The sequence below is a fragment of the Plantibacter lichenum genome, from assembly GCF_050587525.1.
Taxonomy (GTDB): domain Bacteria; phylum Actinomycetota; class Actinomycetes; order Actinomycetales; family Microbacteriaceae; genus Plantibacter.
The window spans coordinates 70,790-91,672 of sequence record NZ_JBOBFT010000011.1; the positions used below are offsets into that span (position 1 = coordinate 70,790).

At 69.1% G+C, this 20,883-nt stretch carries 19 protein-coding genes; 17 read left to right on the forward strand and 2 right to left on the reverse strand.

Going from position 1 to position 20,883, the window contains the following annotated elements:
* The first annotated feature begins 210 nt into the window (after window positions 1–210).
* From ACQ3HB_RS15295 to ACQ3HB_RS15330, 8 genes are all read left to right on the forward strand, one after another.
* Complete coding sequence (locus ACQ3HB_RS15295) at window positions 211–1,272, forward strand: ABC transporter substrate-binding protein (RefSeq protein WP_430921073.1); 1,062 nt, start codon at window positions 211–213, stop codon at window positions 1,270–1,272.
* Complete coding sequence (locus tag ACQ3HB_RS15300; RefSeq protein WP_430921074.1) at window positions 1,269–2,399, forward strand: FecCD family ABC transporter permease; 1,131 nt, start codon at window positions 1,269–1,271, stop codon at window positions 2,397–2,399. Before ACQ3HB_RS15295 ends, ACQ3HB_RS15300 begins: the two co-directional genes overlap by 4 nt.
* Window positions 2,396–3,508, forward strand: a complete 1,113-nt coding sequence (locus ACQ3HB_RS15305) for a FecCD family ABC transporter permease (protein WP_430921075.1) — start codon at window positions 2,396–2,398, stop codon at window positions 3,506–3,508. The genes ACQ3HB_RS15300 and ACQ3HB_RS15305 overlap by 4 nt, the downstream gene beginning before the upstream one ends.
* A 70-nt stretch (window positions 3,509–3,578) precedes the next feature.
* On the forward strand, window positions 3,579–4,367 hold the full coding sequence (locus tag ACQ3HB_RS15310) for an ABC transporter ATP-binding protein (RefSeq protein ID WP_430921076.1): 789 nt from the start codon (window positions 3,579–3,581) through the stop codon (window positions 4,365–4,367).
* Between the two features lie 2 nt (window positions 4,368–4,369).
* Entirely contained in the window at window positions 4,370–6,016 is a 1,647-nt protein-coding gene (locus ACQ3HB_RS15315) for an ABC transporter transmembrane domain-containing protein (RefSeq protein WP_430921077.1), read from the forward strand.
* The gene (locus ACQ3HB_RS15320) at window positions 6,009–7,871 is read left to right on the forward strand and encodes an ABC transporter ATP-binding protein (protein ID WP_430921078.1); all 1,863 of its coding nucleotides are present in this window, start codon (window positions 6,009–6,011) and stop codon (window positions 7,869–7,871) included. Before ACQ3HB_RS15315 ends, ACQ3HB_RS15320 begins: the two co-directional genes overlap by 8 nt.
* Window positions 7,868–8,758 (forward strand): siderophore-interacting protein, encoded by an 891-nt coding sequence (locus ACQ3HB_RS15325; RefSeq protein WP_430921080.1) that lies wholly within the window; start codon window positions 7,868–7,870, stop codon window positions 8,756–8,758. The genes ACQ3HB_RS15320 and ACQ3HB_RS15325 overlap by 4 nt, the downstream gene beginning before the upstream one ends.
* Before the next feature lie 35 nt (window positions 8,759–8,793).
* Entirely contained in the window at window positions 8,794–9,165 is a 372-nt protein-coding gene (locus ACQ3HB_RS15330) for a hypothetical protein (RefSeq protein ID WP_430921081.1), read from the forward strand.
* On the opposite strand, the gene ACQ3HB_RS15335 is transcribed toward ACQ3HB_RS15330, so the two are convergent.
* Window positions 9,132–9,776 carry a hypothetical protein gene (locus ACQ3HB_RS15335; RefSeq protein ID WP_430921083.1) on the reverse strand — a complete coding sequence of 215 codons (645 nt, stop codon included), beginning with the start codon at window positions 9,774–9,776 and terminating at the stop codon, window positions 9,132–9,134. The genes ACQ3HB_RS15330 and ACQ3HB_RS15335 overlap by 34 nt on opposite strands.
* Window positions 9,777–9,893: 117 nt before the next feature.
* Here ACQ3HB_RS15335 and ACQ3HB_RS15340 point away from each other — a divergent pair, with 117 nt between their 5' ends.
* From ACQ3HB_RS15340 to ACQ3HB_RS15355, 4 genes are all read left to right on the forward strand, one after another.
* Entirely contained in the window at window positions 9,894–10,718 is an 825-nt protein-coding gene (locus tag ACQ3HB_RS15340) for a helix-turn-helix transcriptional regulator (protein ID WP_430921084.1), read from the forward strand.
* Window positions 10,719–11,017: 299 nt separating this feature from the next.
* Window positions 11,018–11,893 carry an ABC transporter ATP-binding protein gene (locus ACQ3HB_RS15345; RefSeq protein WP_430921086.1) on the forward strand — a complete coding sequence of 292 codons (876 nt, stop codon included), beginning with the start codon at window positions 11,018–11,020 and terminating at the stop codon, window positions 11,891–11,893.
* On the forward strand, window positions 11,890–12,945 hold the full coding sequence (locus tag ACQ3HB_RS15350) for an iron-siderophore ABC transporter substrate-binding protein (protein WP_430921088.1): 1,056 nt from the start codon (window positions 11,890–11,892) through the stop codon (window positions 12,943–12,945). Before ACQ3HB_RS15345 ends, ACQ3HB_RS15350 begins: the two co-directional genes overlap by 4 nt.
* Window positions 12,942–15,077, forward strand: coding sequence for an iron ABC transporter permease (locus ACQ3HB_RS15355; protein ID WP_430921090.1), 2,136 nt, complete (start codon window positions 12,942–12,944; stop codon window positions 15,075–15,077). The genes ACQ3HB_RS15350 and ACQ3HB_RS15355 overlap by 4 nt, the downstream gene beginning before the upstream one ends.
* A gap of 3 nt (window positions 15,078–15,080) precedes the next feature.
* Here ACQ3HB_RS15355 and ACQ3HB_RS15360 read toward each other — a convergent pair whose 3' ends face one another.
* The gene (locus ACQ3HB_RS15360; protein ID WP_430921091.1) at window positions 15,081–15,875 is read right to left on the reverse strand and encodes an alpha/beta fold hydrolase; all 795 of its coding nucleotides are present in this window, start codon (window positions 15,873–15,875) and stop codon (window positions 15,081–15,083) included.
* Between the two features lie 101 nt (window positions 15,876–15,976).
* On the opposite strand from ACQ3HB_RS15360, the gene ACQ3HB_RS15365 reads away from it, so the two are divergent.
* The 5 genes from ACQ3HB_RS15365 to ACQ3HB_RS15385 all read left to right on the forward strand — a co-directional run bounded on the left by ACQ3HB_RS15365 (window position 15,977) and on the right by ACQ3HB_RS15385 (window position 20,854).
* Entirely contained in the window at window positions 15,977–16,342 is a 366-nt protein-coding gene (locus ACQ3HB_RS15365) for a DoxX family protein (protein ID WP_430921093.1), read from the forward strand.
* Between the two features lie 104 nt (window positions 16,343–16,446).
* Complete coding sequence (locus ACQ3HB_RS15370) at window positions 16,447–17,004, forward strand: PadR family transcriptional regulator (RefSeq protein ID WP_430921095.1); 558 nt, start codon at window positions 16,447–16,449, stop codon at window positions 17,002–17,004.
* Between the two features lie 5 nt (window positions 17,005–17,009).
* Window positions 17,010–18,731: an ABC1 kinase family protein gene (locus ACQ3HB_RS15375; RefSeq protein WP_430921097.1), complete on the forward strand. Its 1,722-nt coding sequence runs from the start codon at window positions 17,010–17,012 to the stop codon at window positions 18,729–18,731.
* 263 nt (window positions 18,732–18,994) lie between these two features.
* Window positions 18,995–19,618 (forward strand): Fic family protein, encoded by a 624-nt coding sequence (locus ACQ3HB_RS15380; RefSeq protein WP_430921099.1) that lies wholly within the window; start codon window positions 18,995–18,997, stop codon window positions 19,616–19,618.
* A 201-nt stretch (window positions 19,619–19,819) separates the two neighbouring features.
* Complete coding sequence (locus ACQ3HB_RS15385) at window positions 19,820–20,854, forward strand: SDR family oxidoreductase (protein ID WP_430921100.1); 1,035 nt, start codon at window positions 19,820–19,822, stop codon at window positions 20,852–20,854.
* Window positions 20,855–20,883 lie beyond the last annotated feature (29 nt).

Sequence of the window (20,883 nt, forward strand, 5' to 3'; positions counted from 1 at the left end):
GGTCGAGGCGAGGCCGCAGCGCGATCTCGACGGAAGGCATCTGCATCTCTCGCTGATTCGCCTCGGGCTGTCGGTTTTCCGACACAAGTCGTCTTTTCCACAACACTTGCGGCGTGCTGCGCGGCCTAGCATCGTTCTGTTAGGTGAGGTTTACCTAACTTCTCGCCGCGAGGTCGCGGCATCCTCCCCCCACTTCTCGTAAGGAGAACCATGCCGCACGCTTTTGCGCGCCCGAAGACGCGTCGAGTCTCAGCGCTCGTCGCCGTAGCCGTCGCCGCCGTCCTCGCCATGACCGGATGCGCGTCCACCGGAGGCGACACGTCGTCCTCCGCCAGCGCCACCGACGGCGTCGTCATCAAGCACGCCCACGGATCGACCACGATCGCCGAGAAACCCAAGCGCATCGTCGCTCTGGGTTGGATGACACCGGACATCGTGGCAGCGCTCGGTGAGAACCCCGTGGGCATCGAGGAGGTCTGGGGCGCCGACGAGAGCGGCTACCAGCCCTGGTTCAAGGACTACGTCACCAAGGAATACGGCGACACCCCCGAGATCATCCCCTACGCCAAGGAAGGCCCGAACTACGAGGCGATCAAGGCGCTCAAGCCCGACCTCATCCTCGGCCTGTACTCGGGCATCACCGACGTCGAGTACCAGCGCCTCACCGACATCGCCCCCACCGTCCCCTACATCAAGGGACCGTGGAACCCGGGCACCTGGGAGGACATGACGCGCACCGTCGGCACCGCGATGTGGGCGGACGACAAGGCAGAGGAACTCATCAGTGAGACCGAGGAGCAGATCTCGACGCTCGCCGGCGAACACCCAGAATTCACGGGAAAGACCTTCGTCTGGGGGCTCACGCTCAATGAGGGCGGCACGGACCTCGGCGTGTACCTCAACTACGACCCGCGCGTCCGCATCACCGAGGCGCTCGGCTTCACCTCCACCTCCGCGATGGACAGCTTCCTCTCGACCGCTGAAGGCGACAACTGGTACACGGGTGTCAGCCTCGAGAAGCTCTACGACGTGCAGGCCGACCTCTTCGCAGCCTGGGGCGCCAGCGCCGACGAGGGCACGTACACCGTCGAGAACAAGGTCGTGTCGCGATGGGAGCCGATCGCCGCGAAGTCGTACGTGATCTACGGCGACGACGCTGAAGCATCCGCCATCAGCGCACCCACCGTGCTCTCGCTCAAGTACATCCTGCCGAAGTACGTCGACAACCTCGCAGCCGCGCTGCAGGGCGACCCGACGATCACCGGCAAGTGACGACCGAGGTGTCCAGGCCGACCCCGACGCCGGCCCGGCCGGTGCAGGGCGACGTCGTCGACGCCTCGAACACCGGCGCCCCGAGTGTCGATGCGGGGGGTCGTCGCGAACGCGGCGACGCCCCGCACCGCACCGGGGTGCGCGTGGTCGGGCTGATCGTCGCAGCCGTCGTGCTCGTGCTCACCGCGATCGCGTCGCTCGCGATCGGGAACCGCGGGATCGACCCGATGACGGTCCTGAACGCGCTGACCGACTATGACGACGCGAACCCGTTGCACCTCATGGTCCAGGAGCTCCGCGTCCCCCGGACCGTGCTCGGCATCGGGGTCGGAGCGGCGCTCGCCGTCTGCGGCGCGCTCATCCAGGCCTTCACCCGCAACCCGCTCGCCGACCCCGGCATCCTCGGCGTCAACGCGGGCGCCTCCTTCGCCGTGACGTTCGCCGTCGCCGTGCTCGGCCTCACGACGCCCGGCGCCTACGTGCCCTTCGCACTTCTCGGAGCGTTCGTCCTGACGGTGCTCGTCTACTTCCTCGGCTCGTTCGGCTCCTCCGGCGCCACCCCGATGAAGCTGACGCTCGCGGGCGTCGCCCTCGGCGCGACCTTCACCGGCTTCACGACGGCGATCGTCCTGCAGAACCGCAGCACCCTCGACGTCATGCGCTTCTGGGGCGTCGGGTCGATCGGCGGCCGGACGCTCGACCAGCTCGCCTGGGCGCTCTCGCTCATCGCCGTCGGGCTCGTCATCGGCCTGTTGTGCGCTCGCTCGCTCAACGCGATGGCGCTCGGCGACGACCTCGCCCAATCGCTCGGCGCCCGCGTCGGCGTGACCCGCATCATGGTCATCATCGCCGTCACCCTCCTCGCCGGAACGAGTGTCGCCGCCGCCGGCCCCATCGCATTCGTCGGCATCATGATCCCGCACGTCGTCCGCTGGTTCACCGGCCCGGATCAACGCTGGGTCCTCGCGTACTCGATGATCATCGGGCCGATCTTCCTGCTGCTCGCCGACATCCTGGGGCGCGTCGCACTGCCCAACGGTGAACTGCGGGTCGGCATCATCACGGGCCTCCTGGGCGCCCCCGTCCTCGTGGCCCTCGTCCGACGGAAGCAGGTGAGCGGCCTGTGAGCATCGACGAACGATCCGCGCCGACAGAACCCGCGCAGTTCGCAGCAGCTTCGCCGGCGGAGGAGGCGACGGTCGACTTCGGGCGCCGCAACGTCCGCATCGACACGGCGCGCATCGCCACGCTCATCCCCGTCCGTTCCGTCGTCGTGTGCGCGATCCTCATGGTCGTCATCATCGTCGCCGGCCTCGCATCGATGACGCTCGGCGCCTACGACGTCGACTTCGGGGCCGTCGTCCGCGCGTTCTTCGACCCGGCCTCCGATCCGGACGTCCGGCAGGTCGTGCTCGAATGGCGGCTGCCGCGCGTCCTCTTCGCCGTGCTGTGCGGTGCGGCCCTCGCCCTCGCGGGCGGGATCTTCCAGTCGCTCACTCGGAACCCGCTCGGGTCACCGGACATCATCGGCTTCGGCATCGGCGCGCAGTTCGGCGTGACGCTCATGATGGTCGTCCTCGAACTCAACACCTACATGTACAAAGCGGTCGGTGCGCTCGTCGGAGGCCTCGTCACGGCGCTGCTCGTCTACGTCCTCGCGAACAAGAACACGATGTCGTCGTTCCGGCTCATCATCGTCGGCATCGGCGTCTCCGCCGGCCTCGGATCGCTCACCTCGTGGATCCTCATCTCGGTGAGCGTGGAGAAGGCGATGATGGCGGCCACGTGGGGCGCGGGATCGATCGCGTCGCTCGGCTTCGATCAGCTCGTCCCCGCGGCGATCGTCTTCGCGATCGTGATGTTCGCGTCGCTGCCGCTCAATCGCACGCTCCCCGTCCTCGAGATGGGCGACGACGCGGCCACAGCGCTCGGGATCAGTCCCGGACGGACGCGGCTCGCGGCGATGGTGTTCGGCGTGGCACTCGTGGCGCTCGTCACGGCGGCCGCCGGCCCGATCTCGTTCATCGCCCTCGCGGCGCCGCAGATCTCCCAGCGGCTCACCCGGTCGAACACGCCCATGGGGACCTTGCCCGTGATGCTGACGGGTGCCGCCCTCGTGGTGGTCTCGGACATGGTCGCGCAGATCGTGGCGGTGCCCGTCGGCGTCGTGACGGTCTCCGTCGGCGGCCTCTACCTCGCCTGGCTCCTGGCCGCACAGTACGCGCGACGCACCTGAGCGGCGCACCTGACCGGCGATCCCGGCTTCGCCCGTTCGGCCCACGCATCCCGAAAGAACACAGGAACACATGACCGCTTCACTGCTCGCCCGTGACATCACGCTCGGCTACGGCGACACCCGCATCATCTCGGATCTGTCGTTGGAGGTGCCCGACAAGTCGTTCACGATCATCATCGGCCCGAACGCGTGCGGGAAGTCGACGCTGCTGCGCGGGTTCGCCCGCCTCCTGAAGCCGTCGACGGGCGCCGTGCTGCTCGACGGCGCGGAACTCCGGACGCTCAAGCCGAAGGAGGCCGCCCGGAAGCTGGGGCTCCTGCCGCAGTCGTCGATCGCGCCGGACGGCATCACGGTCGCGGACCTCGTGGGGCGTGGCCGGTTCCCGCATCAGAACGCCTTGCGGACGTGGAGTCGGGACGACGAGCGCGCCGTGTCAGAGGCGATGGCGGCCACAGGCACGACGGAACTGTCGCGTCGACTCGTCGACGAGCTCTCCGGCGGACAGCGGCAGCGGGTCTGGGTGGCGATGGCGCTCGCTCAACAGACGGGCCACCTGCTCCTCGACGAGCCAACGACCTTCCTCGACATCGCCCACCAGATCGACCTGCTCGAACTGTTCGCGGACCTGCATCGCAACGGGACCACCCTGGTCGCCGTGCTGCACGACCTCAACCACGCCGCACGGTACGCGACCCACCTCGTCGCGATGCGCGACGGAGCGATCGTGGCACAGGGCGATCCGCGTGAGATCATCACGGCGGAGCTCGTCGAGGCGGTCTACGACCTGCCGTGCAAGGTCATCACCGACCCCGTCGCCGGCACCCCGCTGGTGCTCCCGCTCGGTCGGCGTCCGCAGTGACCGTGACGACCACGACGCCCGGCCGGTTGTTCGGCATCGCGCTCTCGGCTCAGGGACGCGGCGTCGCGTTGACGGGGGCGACGCTGCTGCTGATGGTCCACTCGCTCGCGGAAGCGGCGATCCCGGTCATCATCGGCGTCACGATCGACCGTGCCGTGCTGCCTTCGGATCCCGCAGCGCTCGGGCTCTGGCTCGGCGTCCTCGTCGGCGTCTTCCTCGTGCTGACGACCAGCTACCAGGCGGCGTCGAGGCTCATGGTCACGATCTACGGGTACGGCGAGCAGCATCTGCGCCAGCTCGCCCTGTCCCGGATCCTGCGGCCGCGACTGTCGCGCCGTTCGCTCACTCCGGGGGAGGCGCTGACCTTCGTCACCTCCGACACCTACCGGGTCGCGGGCGTCGCGTGGTCCGTCGCCCAGCAGTGCGCGACGATCGCGGCCATCGCGGGGGCGGCTCTCGCGATGCTCGTGATCTCGCCGATCGCGACCATCGTGGTCTTCGGTGCGACGGTCGCCATGATGCTCGTGATGCGCGCGGTCTCACGCCCGCTCGAACGTCGCGGCCTCGCGGAGCAGGAGGCGGCGACGGAGGCGGGAGCGGTCGCCGCCGACTTCATGAGCGGGTTCCGCGTCCTGGTCGGGATGGGGGCACGCGGTGAGGCGGTGCGTCGATACGTCGCGGCGAGCGACACCTCACGGGTCGCAGCGACGACAGCCGGTCGTTCGTTGGCCGACTACGAAGCCGTCGCATCGACCCTGGCCGCGCTCACGACCACTGCGCTCGCCGGGATGTCCGCATGGTTCGCCGCCGACGGGCAGATCAGCATCGGCGAGCTCGTGACCGTGCTCGGCCTCGCGCAGTTCGTGAGCGGATCGCTCGCCTACGCGGGATCGTTCCCCTCCAACTGGATCCACAAGTTCGCATCGGCCAGGCGGCTCGCCGAGGTGATCAACGCGGAGGACCTCCTCGACGAGCCGGGGTCAGGGGGCGCCGTCGAGCGGCCGGCGGGGGTCGTGCTGTCCTTCCGTGCCGGGGCGAGCGACGACGCACACGCCCGCATCGACGTCCGCGACGGCGAATTACTCGGCATCCGTCCAGCGGACAGCGACGCCGCGCGCGAGTTGTCCCGCCGCCTCGGCATGCGATCGCACGTCTCCCGCGGCACCGTCAGCGTGCTCATCGACGGCGCCCAACGTGACCTGCTCGACCTCGACCCCGTGGACTACCGGAACCGTGTCGCATCGATGCCGCACCGCCAGACCATCGTGAGCGGCACCCTCGGCGAGGCCGTGCGAGGGCGCGGCTCGACCGAGCCTCCGCGGCAGGAGCTCGTCGACATCGCTGCGCTCCACGACACCATCGGCCAGGTCGGCGGGTGGGACGCGCAGGTGGGCGAAGCGGGCAGGCGCCTGTCCGGCGGGCAGCGGCAGCGCATCGGGCTCGCCAGAGGCCTGCACAGCGACGCCGACGTGCTCGTCCTCGACGAACCGACTTCCGCCGTCGACGCGGTCACGGAGGCGCACATCGCCGAAGCGCTCGCCGCGTACGGTCGGACGACGATCGTGATCACGACCTCGCCCGTCCTCCTGGCGGCGTGCGATCGGGTCATCGAGATGGCCGCTGACGAAACGGATTCCGCACATGGGTGAGTTCAGGGGCGAAGCGCTCCCGGACACGACGCTGCCGATCGCCACGGGCGCCCATGTGCGCGCCGTGGTCCTCGCGCTCCTCCGCCGTCATCGAGGGAGGTCGGCGGCCGTCGCCGTCCTGTTCCTCCTGGCCTCCGGCCTCGGACTCGTGATGCCGGCCTGCCTCGGGCGGATCGTCGACGCCGTCGCCTCCGATGCGGGATTCCCGACGATCGCCGGCTGGGTGGCGGGCGCCGGCGTCGGTGCGATCGCCGCGGCCGGCGTGACCCTGTGGGGGATGCGCGTGCTGACGGCGCTCGTCCAGGACACGCTCGCGAGCCTCCGGGAGGACGTCTTCGCCTCGGCGATGCGCCTGCCCGTGAGCACCGTCGACGACGGCGAGAGCGCCGACCTGCTGTCCCGGGTGACCGGCGACGTCGACGCGGTCGCGGAGGCGGGCGGGAACGTCGTGCCGACGCTGTTGTCCGCGGCGTTCGCGATCGCCGTCTCCCTCGTCGCGTTGACCGCGCTCGATCCCTGGTTGGCGGTCGCCGGCATCGCCAGCGTCCCCTTCTACGTGCTCGGCACGCGCGCGTTCCTGCGACGCTCGCGGGTCGTCTTCCGCGAGGTGCGCGCGCGTGAAGCGGCTCGCAGCCAGGCCGTGATCGAGGCCGTCGAGGGCATGGAGACGCTCACGGCTCTCAACGAGCAGTCTCACGCGCTCGAGCTGGTGCGGAGTCGGGCCGAGGACTCGATCCGCGTCCAGATCGAGGGCGTCCGGCTGCGCAACCGGCTGTTCCGCTGGATCAACGGGGGAGAGGCGGTCGGGCTGGCAGCGCTCCTCGCCACCGGGTTCGTCCTACACCTGAACGGTGCGATCACGATCGGGATGGTCACCACGGCCGCGCTCGTCTTCCACCGCCTGTTCGATCCGATCGGCCAGCTCATCTTCGGGCTCGACGACATCCAGCGGGCGGTGATCGGTCTCGCCAGACTCGTCGGCGTCATCCGACTCGCGCCTGCCGATACGACGGCTGCGGCTGCGGGCGTGGGCGTCGGTTCCGTCACGCCCGAGGCCGACGCCGACGCCGAGGCCGCGCCCCGCACCGCCCCCGCCCGTGTTCGGACCGGCATCTCCTTGCGAGGCGTCGGCTTCCACTATCCGACGACCGGCCGCGGTGTGAGCGGCGTGACCCTGCGGGTCGATCCCGGAACCACGGCGGCCCTCGTCGGGACGTCCGGTTCCGGCAAGAGCACGCTCGCCCGGGTCATCGCGGGGCATCACCCGCCCACCTCCGGAGAGCTCAGCCTCGACGACCCGGGCACGACCCCGTATTACATCTCGCAGGAGCTCCACCACTTCCGCGGCAGCGTCGTGGACAACATGCGGCTCGCCGTCCCCGATGCGAGCCACGACGAGATCGATGCGGCGCTGCGAGCCGTCGGCGCCGACTGGGCCGTGACCTCGATGCGATCCACCGATGGCGCGGCACGCGAATCCGCGGACCGCTCGGGCGTCCCGCTGGACGAAGGCCGCATCCAGCAGCTGGCCGTTGCACGGGCGCTCCTCGCCGATCCCGCCGTCGTCATCCTCGACGAGGCGACCGCCGACGTCGGGCTGCAGCATCGCGACGTCGTCGAGGAGGCGATCACCCGGCTCCGTCACGATCGCACGGCCGTCCTCATCGCGCATCGACTGCAGCAGGCGGCGACCGCGGATCAGATCGTGGTCTTCGCCGACGGCGAGGCGACGCAGCAGGGGACGCACGAACAGCTCATCGCCGCCGAGGGGCCGTACCGGAGCTTCTGGCTCGCCCAGACGCGCAACGACGTTCTCCCCACCGACCCCACCACCCCAGAACCGGAGACCCCGTGAAGATCCACCGCGGCATCGTCAGCAGCACCATCCAGCTCACCCCGCATCTCGTCCGCGTCACGCTCGGCGGCGATGGCGTCGCCGACTTCCTGAGCACGGGCGTCGGCGACGAGTACGTGCGCGTCTTCTTCCCGCACGGCGACGATCCGACCGATGTCTCGCTGCCCGTGCCGGAGGGCGACTGGTGGACGTGGCCTGTGGACGCGCCGGAAGCGCCGATGCGCACGTACACGATCAGCGGCGTGCGTCCCGACGACGGCGAGCTGGACATCGATTTCGTAGTCCACCCGGCCGGTGTCGCTGGGCCGTGGGCAGCACGGGCGAAGCCTGGTCACGTCCTCGGCTTCAACGCTCCGACGAGCCTCTACGACCCGCCGGCGGAGACGACGTGGCAGGTGCTCGTCTCGGATCTGACCGGGCTGCCGGCCATCGCGCGCATCGCTGCGGACATCCCGGACGGTGTCCGGACTCGCGTCGTCGTCGAAGCGTCCGACGAGTCGGATCGGATCCCGCTGGCCGTCGGGGAGCACGTCGAGGTCACCTGGGTCACGGGTGGCAACGGTCGTGGCCCGAGCGCGCTCGGTCAGGTGGTGCGGAGCATCGTGGACAGCCGTCTGCCGCTCGACGAGGGCTACATCTGGGTCGCGGGGGAGACCGTCGCCCTGCGCGATGTGCGCAAGTACCTGCGTCGTGAGCTGCGGCTTCCGTCCACACGGTTCAAAGTCGTCGGCTACTGGACGCCGATCGACGACTGGGACTCGAAGTACGCTGCGCTCCCTGAGGCCGTGCAACGTGAACTCGATGCCATGTGGACCGCAGAGCCCGACGCCGAGCCGGAGGACACGCAGCTCCGCTTCGAGTCGCGTCTCGATCAGCTGGGACTGTAGACGGACTGATCCGCCCGGTTCTCTAGGCTGGCTCCGTGACGTATCTCGACGAACTTCGCCGCCGGACCTTCGACGCGGGCGACGAAGCGCCAGGCGGCCTCATCGAATACACCTGCGAGCTGTTCCCGGGCGAGGACCGGGAGTTCGCCGTCCAGTGCTACGCGACCGATGCGGCAGCGCTCGAACGAGACGTCGCGCCCGTCGTCGAGCAGGTCCTCGGCCGTCTCGACGCGCTGCTCGCAGTGCCTGCGGTGACCGACGCCGACCTGGCACAGGTCATCCTGTGGAACGGGCGGCTCGGCCTCCACTACTGGTCTCGCGGCGTGAACAACGAGTTCACCGCCGTGTTCGAGCCCGACGGGGACGGTTGGCGTTACCGCGGTTTCGGTGACGTCTTCGACGACTGAGCGTCGGGCGAGTTCCCGCCTCCCGGGCGGCGCCAGTCCGTGAGGTCGGGCGACTTGGGGGAGCGGCGCTCCACGAGGCCGGCCGACCGCAATCGCTTCTGGACGTCCGCGGAGAACTCGGGGAGGAACGCCGCCTTCGTGTCGCGCGGGTCGGCGGCGAGCCCGATGCTCGCGAGGAGGCTCACCCGAGTCGTCGGCCCCACGACGACGAGACACGCGTAATCGGTGTGACGACGGAGCCGGACGAGGCGCAGTTCGGCCAGCGGCCAGCTCCAGTCGGACCGATCGGAGCTGATCGAGAGCGTCTGTGCGTCGATCCGGATGCGCCACAGCTGTCGCCTTGCCCGCATGACGAGCAGGAGGGCGATCGAGGCGACGATGCCGAGGGAGCCGCCCACGAGGACGACGAGCGACCTGCGGACGTCCACTCCGGACAGGTCCATCGTGATGAGGAAGCCGACCGCGGTCGCCCCCAGGACGAGCACGATCAGCACGATGGTGATCACGAGCGTAGCCATCCGCATGCGCACGGCGGGCACCGACAGCTCGACGGCTCCGTCGTCCAACTCCTCCCATGCAAGCGATCCTCGAAGGCGTGGGGAGGTGGGCACCGTTCGAGTATGCCAGCGTGCGCGGTCCCGGGCGAGCGAGTCGGCGAAGGCAATCGGATGCACGTGCGGGACGCCGGGCAGACCGACTGGTCCGATCACGCCGCATACACTCGGGACATGGATCGGACGCAGCAGGGGGACACGGGTCTCGGTGCATGGCGGCGTGAGCCGAGCACGGTGCTGCGCCGCGCGCGGACGTCGCCGGTGCGTGCGTCGGAGCCGTTCGTCATCTTCGCCGACGCCGAGGTGCCGGCGGAGCCGACCGAGTGGGCACCGCACTCGCATCCGATGCACGAACTCGTGTGGGTGCGCGGCGGCACCCAGACGACGCGTGTCGGGGATCGCATCTTCACCGTGTCGGACGGCAGCGGCCTGTGGCTTCCCGCCGGACAGCCGCACGCCGGCCGGCTGACCGCCGGTGTCGAACTCTCCAACGCGTTCTTCGCACCGGACCGCACCCCGGTCGCGTTCGACGGGCCGACGGTCATCGCCATGACGCCCGTCCTCGAATCGCTCCTCGGTCATCTGTCGCGGACCGACCTCGATGCAGACGCACGGGCTCGCGCAGAATCGGTCGTGTTCGACGTGCTCGAACCGTCCCCTCGGCAGCTCGCGCTCCGTCTGCCGGGTGATCCGCGCATCGACACGATCGCCGAGACGCTCCTCGACGCGCCCGCGGACGATCGGTCCCTCGAGGACTGGGCGCGCGAGCTCGGGATCAGCGACCGGACGATCACACGCGCGTTCCGGAAGACGACCGGACTGTCGTTCGTGCAGTGGCGGCGGGTGCTGCGCGTCCATCAAGCGCTCACCTTCCTGTCCGAAGGGCATGACGTGCAGGCGACGGCGGAACTGCTCGGCTACGCCCAGTCCAGCACGTTCATCGCAGCATTCCGGCGGGAGATGGGCACCACGCCGGGCGCTTTCCTCGAGACGGCGTAGTCGCAGGACCCGCCTCCGAGGCCGTCAGCCATCACACTGTCCGAAAATCCGTATCGGACGTCGTGAACTCGTGATTGTCGACACTTCGACGCCGAACCTATACTGACTAAGGCAAGGCAGCCCTAACCTCCGTTCTTCGTGAGGGTCACATCCGGGCTCGACGCCGGCGGTGTGGCTCGCCCGCCGAGAGCATGCCGCGCCGACCCCGCCCAGCCTCCCGACTCAGGTCCCCTCATGCCCACTCCGCTCCATCGCTGCGCCGTGCGATCCTCCGTGCTCGCAGCCATCGGTCGCCGACCGTGACCGGCTCCTCGCTGAGCGGTGCAGACCTCGTCCTGCGCTACGGCAAGGCCGCGGTCGTCCACGGCGTCTCCGTCACGCTCGAACCCGGTCGGGTGACCGCGCTCGTCGGCCCCAACGGCAGCGGGAAGTCCACGCTGCTGCGGTCGCTCGCCCGCCTGCATCGCCTCGACGGCGGCCAGGTCACGATCGGCGAGCACGGCGACGGAGCCCGCGCAGAACGCGCCGTTTCGTCACTCACCGCCCGCGAGTTCGCTCGGGAAGTGACGTTGTTCTCCCAATCGCGCACGGCGCCGCACGGACTCACGGTGAGCGAGGTCGTCGCCTTCGGTCGCCATCCGTACCGACGCGGTTTCTCCGGCCTGTCCGCGGAGGACCGTCGTGCGATCGATCGGGCGATGAGCGCGACAGGTGTGCAGGACATGGCCGGCAGAGCCGTCGGCGAGCTGTCCGGCGGCGAAGTGCAACGTGTGTGGCTCGCTGCGTGCGTCGCCCAGGAGACCGGCGTCGTGCTGCTCGACGAACCCACGAACCACCTCGACCTGCGCTACCAGATCGAGACGCTCGACCTCGTGCGCGACCTCGCCGACGACCACGGCGTCGCCGTCGGCATCGTCCTCCACGACCTCGATCAGGCGGCCCGCGTCGCCGATCGGCTCGTGCTCCTGTCCGCCGGCCGCATCCACGCTGCCGGCGATCCGATCGACGTCCTCACCGCCAGGAACATCGGCGAGGTCTACGAGGTCCGCGTCGAGGTCGACGTCGACCCTCGTACCCGTCGCCTCCGCATCGATCCCGTCGGCCGGCACCGTGCGCGCTCGCGCATCGATGCCGCCGCACCTGCAGCACCACCCACCAGAGAGGACCTTCCATGATCCGCGCCCACAGACTCGCAGCAGCGGCAGCAGCCTGCGTCGTCGCCGCCCTCACCCTGAGCGCCTGCGGCACCACGACGGTCGGGGCGGCATCCGATGTCGCTTCCCCCGCATCGGACAGCTGCGCAGCCGACACGACGACGACCTCGACAGGCCCCGTCTCCCTGACGGACGGCGTTGGCCGCGAAGTGAAGCTCGACAAGCCGGCCGAACGAGTCGCGGTGCTCGAATGGCAGCAGATCGAGGACGCGCTCACCCTGTGCGTCAGCCCCGTCGCCGTCTCGGACGCGAAGGGGTACAGCACCTATGTGAGCGCCGAGAAGCTCCCGGAGGGGGTCACCGACATCGGCACGCGCGGCGAACCGGATCTCGACACGCTCTACGCGAGCAAGCCCGACCTCATCATCGTGGAGGCGTTCAGCGCGGACGACGAGCTCATCACGCAGCTCGAGCAGCGCGGCGTGCCCGTGCTCGCGACGCTCGGCGCGAACGGCGCGGACCCCATCGGGAACATGAAGAACGTCTTCTCGATGGTCGGTGAGGCGACGGGCCGCACCGAACGCGCGGAGCAGGTCCTCAAGCAGTTCGACGAGCACCTCGCCGATGCCAAGGAGCAGGTCGCTTCCGCGGACCTCCCGACGAAGGACTTCCTGTTCTTCGACGGGTGGATCGAAGGCGGCAACGTCACCATCCGTCCGTACGGCCAGGGCGCGCTCTTCACCGCGCTCGGTGAAGAGCTCGGCATGAAGACAGCGTGGACGGACGAGATCGACAAGGCCTACGGCAGCGGAGGCGTCGACCCGGCATACGGTCTTGCGCAGACCGACATCGAGGGGCTCACGGCCGTCGGTCAGGCCAACCTCTTCTACTCGGACGACAAGACGCCGGACAGCTACGTGACCGAACTCGACAAGAGCTCGATCTGGACGGCACTCCCCGCCGTCAAGGAGGGTCGCGCGCACGCGTTCCCCGCCGGCGTCTGGGGAGCGGGCGGACCGCTCTCCTGCGAGCAGGCGATCGACGCCTACGTCGACATCATCACGAAGGGTTGATCACGCAGCCCGTCGCGGCCACAGAACGAGCGTCGACCGACGACCCGTCAGCACCCGACGACCACCCGGCTCCGGCGCTCCGCTTCAGCGGCGGCACGGGCGGGGTCGCCGTCCTCGCAACGCTGCTGGTCGCGATCGCGCTCGTGGGGATGTGGCATCTGACCCAGGGGACGTCCGGGGTCGGGATGCTGGATCTGCTGCGCCTGTTCGCGGGCGAGCGGGAGCAGGTGGGAGGTGTGCCGGTCAGTGATGTGCTGACCGGTTCCCGCCTGCCGCGGCTCCTCGCCGGTGTCGCGGTGGGCTTCGCGCTCGGCGTGGCGGGCGCGCTGCTGCAATCGGTGACGCGGAACATCCTCGCGTCGCCGGACACCCTCGCGGTCACGGCCGGCTCGTACTTCGCCCTGTCGCTCGTGGCGGCCCTCGGCCTGTCCGTTCCGTTGTGGGCGTCGGGCGGCGTCGCATTCATCGGCGGTCTGCTCGCGGCCGCGATCGTGCTCGGGCTCGCCGGACGCGCCGCCGGGACGGCGACGACCCGGCTGATCCTGGCCGGTTCGGCGATCGCGATGGCGCTCGATGCGGCGACGGCGATGCTGCTCATCCTGTTCAAGGAGAACACGACGGGGCTGTTCGCGTGGGGGAGCGGCTCACTCGCCCAGCTGAACCTCGACGCCTTCGTGCGTGCGGTGCCGCTCATCATCGTGGTGCTCGCCGTCGCGCTGCTCCTGTCCCGGCGACTCGACGTGCTCGGGCTCGGCGACGACACCGCGGCCTCGCTCGGCGTCCCGATCCGGTCGACGCGCATCATCGCCGTGCTCTCGGCAGTCCTCCTGACGAGCGTCTCGGTGACCCTCGCCGGTCCGCTCGCGTTCGTCGGCCTCGGCGCTCCCGTGCTGGCCAGGCTGATCGCGAAACGCGTCCGCGTCCTCAACCGGCACCTCTTCTTCGTGCCCGCCGCAGGGCTCCTCGGCGCGCTGCTCATCATCCTGGCCGATGCGTCGTTGCGCGAGATCCTCGGTGCGGAGGGCGCGGCATCGATCCCGACGGGTGTGCCGACGGCGCTCCTCGGCGGTGTCCTGATCGTCATCCTCGCCATGCGCTTGCGTGACTCGGGTGCGACCAGGCAGCCGCCCCAGGCGCGCGGCGGTCTCCGTTCGTCGCGTCGATTCGTCGTCGTCTTCATCGTCGCGGCCGTCCTGCTCGTCGCGGCCGCGATCATCGGCATGCTCGCGGGCAGCCTGTGGCTGCGGCTCGGCGACATCGCGCAGTGGGTGCAGGGCCTCGCGCCGGATCTCATCGGGAGCGCGTTCGACGAGCGGATGCCGCGTGTGCTCGCGGCCGTCCTCGCCGGAGCCGCGCTCGGCCTGGCCGGCTGCGTCGTCCAGAGCACCGTGCGGAACCCGCTCGCGGAGCCCGGCGTGCTCGGCATCACGGCCGGCGCCGGACTCGGAGCGGTCATCGTCGTGACCTCCGGGATGGCCGGCGGCCGACCCGTGCTCATCGCCATGGCCGTCGCGATGGGACTCGCGACGTTCGCGCTGATCGCCCTGCTGTCACGACGCGGCGGGATGCTGCCGGAGCGGTTCGTGCTCGTCGGCATCGGCTGCGGGTACGCATTGAGCGCGGTCACGACGTTCCTCCTGCTGCGCTCCAACCCGTGGGACACGCCCCGCATCTTCACCTGGCTGTCCGGCACGACCTACGGCCGGACGCTCCCGGACGTCCTCCCGGTCGCCGTCGTCCTCGTCATCGCCGTCCCGCTCCTGCTCGGGATGCGCCGTCAACTGGACCTCCTCGCGATCGACGAGGACACGCCCCGCATCCTCGGAGTGCGGCTGGAACGGACGCGGTTCACGGTGCTCGCGATCGCGGCCGTCCTCGCTGCCGTGAGCGTCGTCGCCGTCGGGGCCGTCGGTTTCGTCGGACTCGTCGCCCCGCACCTCGCGCGCGCGCTCGTCGGCGCCAGGCACGGCCGGGTCATCCCCGTGTCGATGCTGCTCGGCGCACTCCTCGTGAGCGCCGCGGACACACTCGGGCGCACGCTCATCGCACCGGCTCAGCTGCCGGCCGGCCTCATGATCGCGCTCATCGGGGCGCCGTACTTCGTGTGGTTGCTCCGTCGGACGCGGGAGTGACGGTCACCCTTCGACGTCGTTCAGGAACTCGCGGATCACGGCGCTGATCAGTCCCGGTCGTTCCGCGAGCAGGCCGTGCGTCGCGCCGGGCACGATGCAGAGTTGTGCAGCGGGAATCGACGCGGCGATGAGCAGGCTGTGGTCCGGGCGGATCGTGTCGCGGTCACCCGACATGACGAGCGTCCGTGCGGTGACGCGGCCGAGCTCGGTCGGGTCGATGTGCGGTTCGCTCGTCCAGAGGGTGAAGAGTTTGCCGAGGACGACGTCGGCGTGTTCGGCGCCGTCCGGTGAGAGCCGGTCGTAGTGCTCTCGCTCGGTGTCCGGTTTCGGCTCCGCGGCGGCGTTGCCATCCTCAGGTTCTGGCAGTGGCTGCGGGGTCGCGGGAGAGTCGAGCACCGGACCGTGCTCGCCCTCCGAGAAGGTGAACGCAGCCGGGTCGAGGTTCGCGCTGATCGAGATGAGGGAGCGCACCCGCTCCGGGTGTTCGAGCGCCAGGAGGAGGCCGATGATGGCGCCGTCGCTGTAGCCGATCACGTGGGCGGATTCGAGACCCTGCGCGTCGAGGTAGGCGATGGTGTCGGCGACGCCGCGCGAATAGTCGAACGGCCCGTCGACATCGGCCGATCGTCCGTGCCCCGCCCGTTCGAAGGCGAAGACGCGGTGGTCGGCGGCGAGGGCGTCGGACTGCGCCCGCAGGTGTTCGAGCGAGCAGAAGCCGCCGTGGAGGAACAGGACGGGCTCGCCGTCGCCCTGCACTTCCGAGTACAGGTCCGAGCCGTTGATCTGGAGGAATGACATCCCGTTCAGCCTAGGCGAGGTGGGGCGCGGCTCACTCTCGCGGCGGATCCGCCGTCCATACTGTCGGTACTGGTCATTCGTCGCCGTCGGAAGGTCGTCTCATGATCGTCGCGTACTGGATCGTCGCCGGACTCCTGGCTGCGCTCTATCTCTTCTCCGGCGGGTCGAAGGTGTTCCGCTCGCAGGCCCGGCTCCAGCCGATGATGAACTGGGTCGACACGATGCCGATGCCCGCCGTCCGCGCCATCGGCGTCCTCGAGGTACTCGGCGCGATCGGCCTCGTCCTCCCGCCGCTCACCGGGATCTTGCCGTGGCTCGCGATCGCCGCCGCAGTTGGTCTGGTGCTCGTGCAGATCGGCGCGATCATCCTGCACCTGTCACGTGGCGAGGCGAAATCGCTCGGGCTGAACATCGTGGCGCTCGTCCTCGCGGGTGTCGCCGTCTGGTTGGCGACCGTCTGGCTGTAGACATCCGTTCCTGAGAGTTGCTGAACGTCTGTTGCGGATGTCTGTCGGTCGGGTGTGTAGCGATATATCGTTGAGTATCGTTCACGTTCTTGGAGGAGGTCATCATGGGTGGTTCATTCCCAGCAGGCGGATTCGGTGCAGGCATGCACACCGACGGCATGTGGCAGGTCATGGAGCAGTTGCGCTCGACGTTCGAGAAGCGCGCCGGCACCCGCGTCGGACGAGGCGATGTCCGCACCGCGGTCCTCTCGTTGCTCGCCGAACAGCCGATGCACGGCTACCAGATCATCCGCGAGATCGAGGAACGCAGTGGCGGCAGCTGGAAGCCCAGTGCCGGCTCCGTCTACCCGACGCTCCAACTCCTCGCCGATGAGGGTCTCATCAACGCCGAGGAGTCCAATGGGCGCAAGACCTACGCGCTGACCGAAGCGGGTCGCGAGGAAGTCGCCGGATCTGATGCCACGACCCCGTGGGACACCGCAGGTTCCGGTGAGGGCACCGGCCCGGGCGCCAACTTCGGCGCCCTGCCCAAGGCCGGCGTCGAACTCGCGCAGGCCGCCGCTCAGGTCGGTCGCACGGGCACGCCCGAGCAGATCAAGCAGGCCGTGACGGTCCTCGACGAGGCACGCAAGCGGCTCTACTCGATCCTCGCGCAGGACTGACGAGAGTGGCGTCGGACCGCCGGGGCCGAGGAGACTCGAACCCCGGCGCTGGAGACACGCGCGCCAGGTACCGCCGCATCCTGCGGTTCGCCGGCTGGAACCTCGCCGTCACCTGGTGGTACGAGCTGTTCCTGCCGCGCATCGGGCTCGTGAGCATCGCCGAGCGCACCCGCACGAAGCGGATGAAGCGGTTCGCTCAGCGCTTCCACGTGCTCGCGGTGGACCTCGGCGGCCTCATGATCAAGGTCGGCCAGTTCATGTCCTCGCGCCTCGACGTCCTCCCGCCGGAGATCACCTCGGAACTCGAAGGACTGCAGGACGAGGTGCCGCCCGTCCCGTTCGCGGCGATCAAGGCGCTCGCCGAAGCAGAGCTCGGTGTGCCGCTCGACCGCGCGTTCGTGTCGGTCGACGAGGTGCCCGTGGCCGCAGCATCCCTCGGCCAGGCGCATCGTGCCCGCCTCGGACCGCTCGACGCCGCAGACACCGGTCTGGACGGCGTGGTCATCAAAGTGCAACGGCCGGGGATCGATGCGATCGTCGACGTCGACCTCGCGGCGCTCCGCAAGGTGGGCGGCTGGTTGAGCCGAGTCCGACTCGTCTCCGACCGCGTCGACATGCCGGCCCTCGTCGAGGAGTTCGCCCTCACGAGCCTCGAGGAGATCGACTACCTGCACGAAGCGACGAGTTCGGAACGGTTCGCTGCGGACTTCGCCGGTGATGATCGTGTGGCCGTTCCCGCGATCGTGTGGGAGCGGACGACGCGCCGTGTCCTCACCCTCGAAGACGTGACCGCGATCAAGATCACCGATGCCGATGGTCTGCGGGCGGCAGGCATCGATCCGGCCGAAGTCGCGCCGGTCTTCGCAGCGGTCATGTTCGACCAACTCTTCACGAACGGCTTCTTCCACGCCGATCCGCACCCCGGCAACATCTTCGTGACGCCCGTCGCCGCCGATGGCGCGACTCCGGGCGCACGCCCGTGGAAGCTGACGTTCATCGACTTCGGCATGATGGGCGAGGTACCGGCGACGACCCGAAGTGGTCTGCGGAAGCTTCTCATCGCTGCTGCGTCGCGTGACGGCAAGGGGCTCGTGGATGCGATCCGAGACGTCGGCGTGCTCCTGCCCTCGGCTGAGACGACCGAGCTCGAACGGGCGATGACGCAGCTCTTCGCCCGCTTCGGCGGCATGGGCTTCGCGGAGTTGCGCGATGTGGATCCGCGGGAATTCCGCGAGTTCGCGGACCAGTTCGGGCACGTCGTCCGGTCGTTGCCGTTCCAATTGCCGGAGAACTTCCTGCTCATCATCCGTGCAATGTCGCTCACCTCCGGCGTCTGCAGTGCACTGGATCCCCAGTTCAACCTGTGGGACTCGGTCGAGCCGTATGCGTCGCAGCTGTTGAAGGACGAGCGCGGCAACGTCGTTCAGGACCTCGCGAAGCAGGCGATGGACGTCGCCGGCATCGCCGTGCGGTTGCCGAAGCGTCTCGACACGGTGATCGATCGGCTCGAGGAGGGCACACTCGCCGTCACGAGTCCTCGCCTGGAGCGTCGGGTCGCCCGTCTCGAGCGAACGGCTCTGCGGCTGGTGTCCGCGATCCTGTTCGGGTCGCTGCTCATCGCGGGTGCGGTGCTCCGTGCGAACGATGTCGTCTTCGGAACGGTCCTGATGATCGCTTCGGTCCTGCCGCTCCTGCACGCACTCTTCGCGGGTCGGCGCGAGCGGTAGGCAGGACTGGGTGCGGTCATGGTCGTCGCCAAGAGAGTGTCCTGGAAGATCGCAGGGCTGCGCGATACCCTTGGACGACGAGCAGAGGGTCGAGCGGAGGTGCGACCCATGGAACGTCGAGTCCCAGACCGGGAAGCCGTGAAGCGGAGTGTCACGCGATCAACCAAAGCGTCTGCGAAGCTCGAGAGCCGTGCGGTTCCGACCGGCTTCGTGCGTTCGGAACGTGTTGAGCGATATCTCGCTGAGCGCAGCCAACGGTCCTGATGGCTTTCGCGCCGGCTTATGGTGAGACCCCGTTCCCCGGCGACGAATTGGATGCTCTGCTGATGTCTGCGCGTGAGCTTCTGGACGTGCCTGTTCTCCGAGCTGCGGTCTACGACCTTGAGCAAGGAGTTCAGGATCAGGTCGCGGAGCGTCTCTTCGATCTTGTGATCAACGGAGACATCGTTCTCGATGAACTCCTCACGGATCATTTCATGAGGCGCGTGCATCTGCTCTTGTATGGGGACATCTGGGACTGGGTGGGAACATGTCGGACGCAAGAGCTCAACATCGGTGTCGTGCCGGAGCAGATCGCCGTCGAACTCCGCGGCTCGCTTGAGAACATCCGCTCCCGCTGGCACAACACAGATGACTGGACGCCGCACGTGCTCGGTATCGCCGTGCATGCGGAGACCGTCCGTATCCATCCGTTCACTGAGGGGAGCGGACGATCCACGCGCCTGCTCGCTGATCTTGTTTTCGCCGCCGCTCAGAACTCCGGAGCGCCGAGTCTTTTCGACTGGCAACTCGATAAGCGGCGTTACATCGAATTGCTCCGCGAGTACGACGTGCATCGCGACCCGCTCGACGTGTCGGCTTTCGTCGGCGAAGCGGCATTCGGCTAGGGTATTCATCTTCTTCGTGCCGTTGGTCAGGTGGGGTGTCCCGATCCGCACGAGTAGCGGGAGCGCAGCGCGGCCCGACCCAACGATCCTGGGAGTGGGAGGGCACTGGCTGAGCGCGGCGCAGAGGAGGAGGGTGGAAGCAGGTCGATCGGCCACCGCTCACCGAACCGCTCGCAGCTCTGCCCACGAAGGAACCCACACATGACCCAGCAGCGCGTCCTCGTCACCGGCGGGTCCGGCTTCATCGCCGGCCATTGCATCCTGCAGCTCCTCGATCAGGGCTACCTCGTCCGGACGACCGTGCGGTCCCTCTCCCGGGAGGACGCGGTGCGCGCCGTGCTCGCCGACGCCGAAATGGTGCACGGCGATGCGCTCAGCTTCGTCGCGGCCGACCTCACGGACGACGAAGGCTGGGCGGCGGCGGTCGCGGACTGCGACTTCGTCCTGCACGTGGCCTCTCCTGTGCACATCGGCGCGGTGGAGAACGAGGCCGACGTCATCGACCCGGCGCGGGAAGGCACCGTGCGCGTGCTTCGCGCCGCGCGAGATGCCGGTGTGCAGCGCGTCGTGCTCACCTCGGCGTTCCATGCCGTCGGCTTCGGTCATCCGCATTCCGACCACGTCTTCACGGAGGCCGATTGGTCCCCCCTCGACGGCCCCGGCATGGACGCGTACGGGCGCAGCAAAGTACTCGCCGAGCGTGCGGCGTGGGCGTTCATTGAGTCGGAGGGAGGATCGACCGAGCTCACCACGATGCTGCCCGTCGCCGTGATGGGACCGGTCATGGGCTCCGAGATCTCCGGCTCCAACCACATCGTCCAGCGCATCCTCTCCGGCGGGATGCCCGCATACCCAAACATCTGGATCCCGATCGTCGACGTTCGCGATGTCGCGGCCGCACACATCCTCGCGATGACCTCGCCGGAGGCGGCAGGGGAGCGATTCCTGCTGGCGAGCGGCCCTGTTACGGCGATGCGGGAGATCGGCTCGATCTTGCGAGCCCACCTCGGCGAGGCGGCGAAACGGGTGCCGACCCGTTCGATGCCGAGTATCGTCATCCGGATCGCGGCGCGGTTCAACCCAGAGTTCCGTGGCATCGTGCCAGACCTGGACTACCGCAAGCGGATCTCGGCCGACAAGGCGCGACGGGTGCTCGGCTGGCGGCCTCGACCGGCCGCTGAAGCGGTCGCCGCCGCCGGCGAGAGCTTCGTCCGGAAGGGCCTCATCGCGGAGTGACGATGCGGGCGCGCTGGTACGGGCGCTCT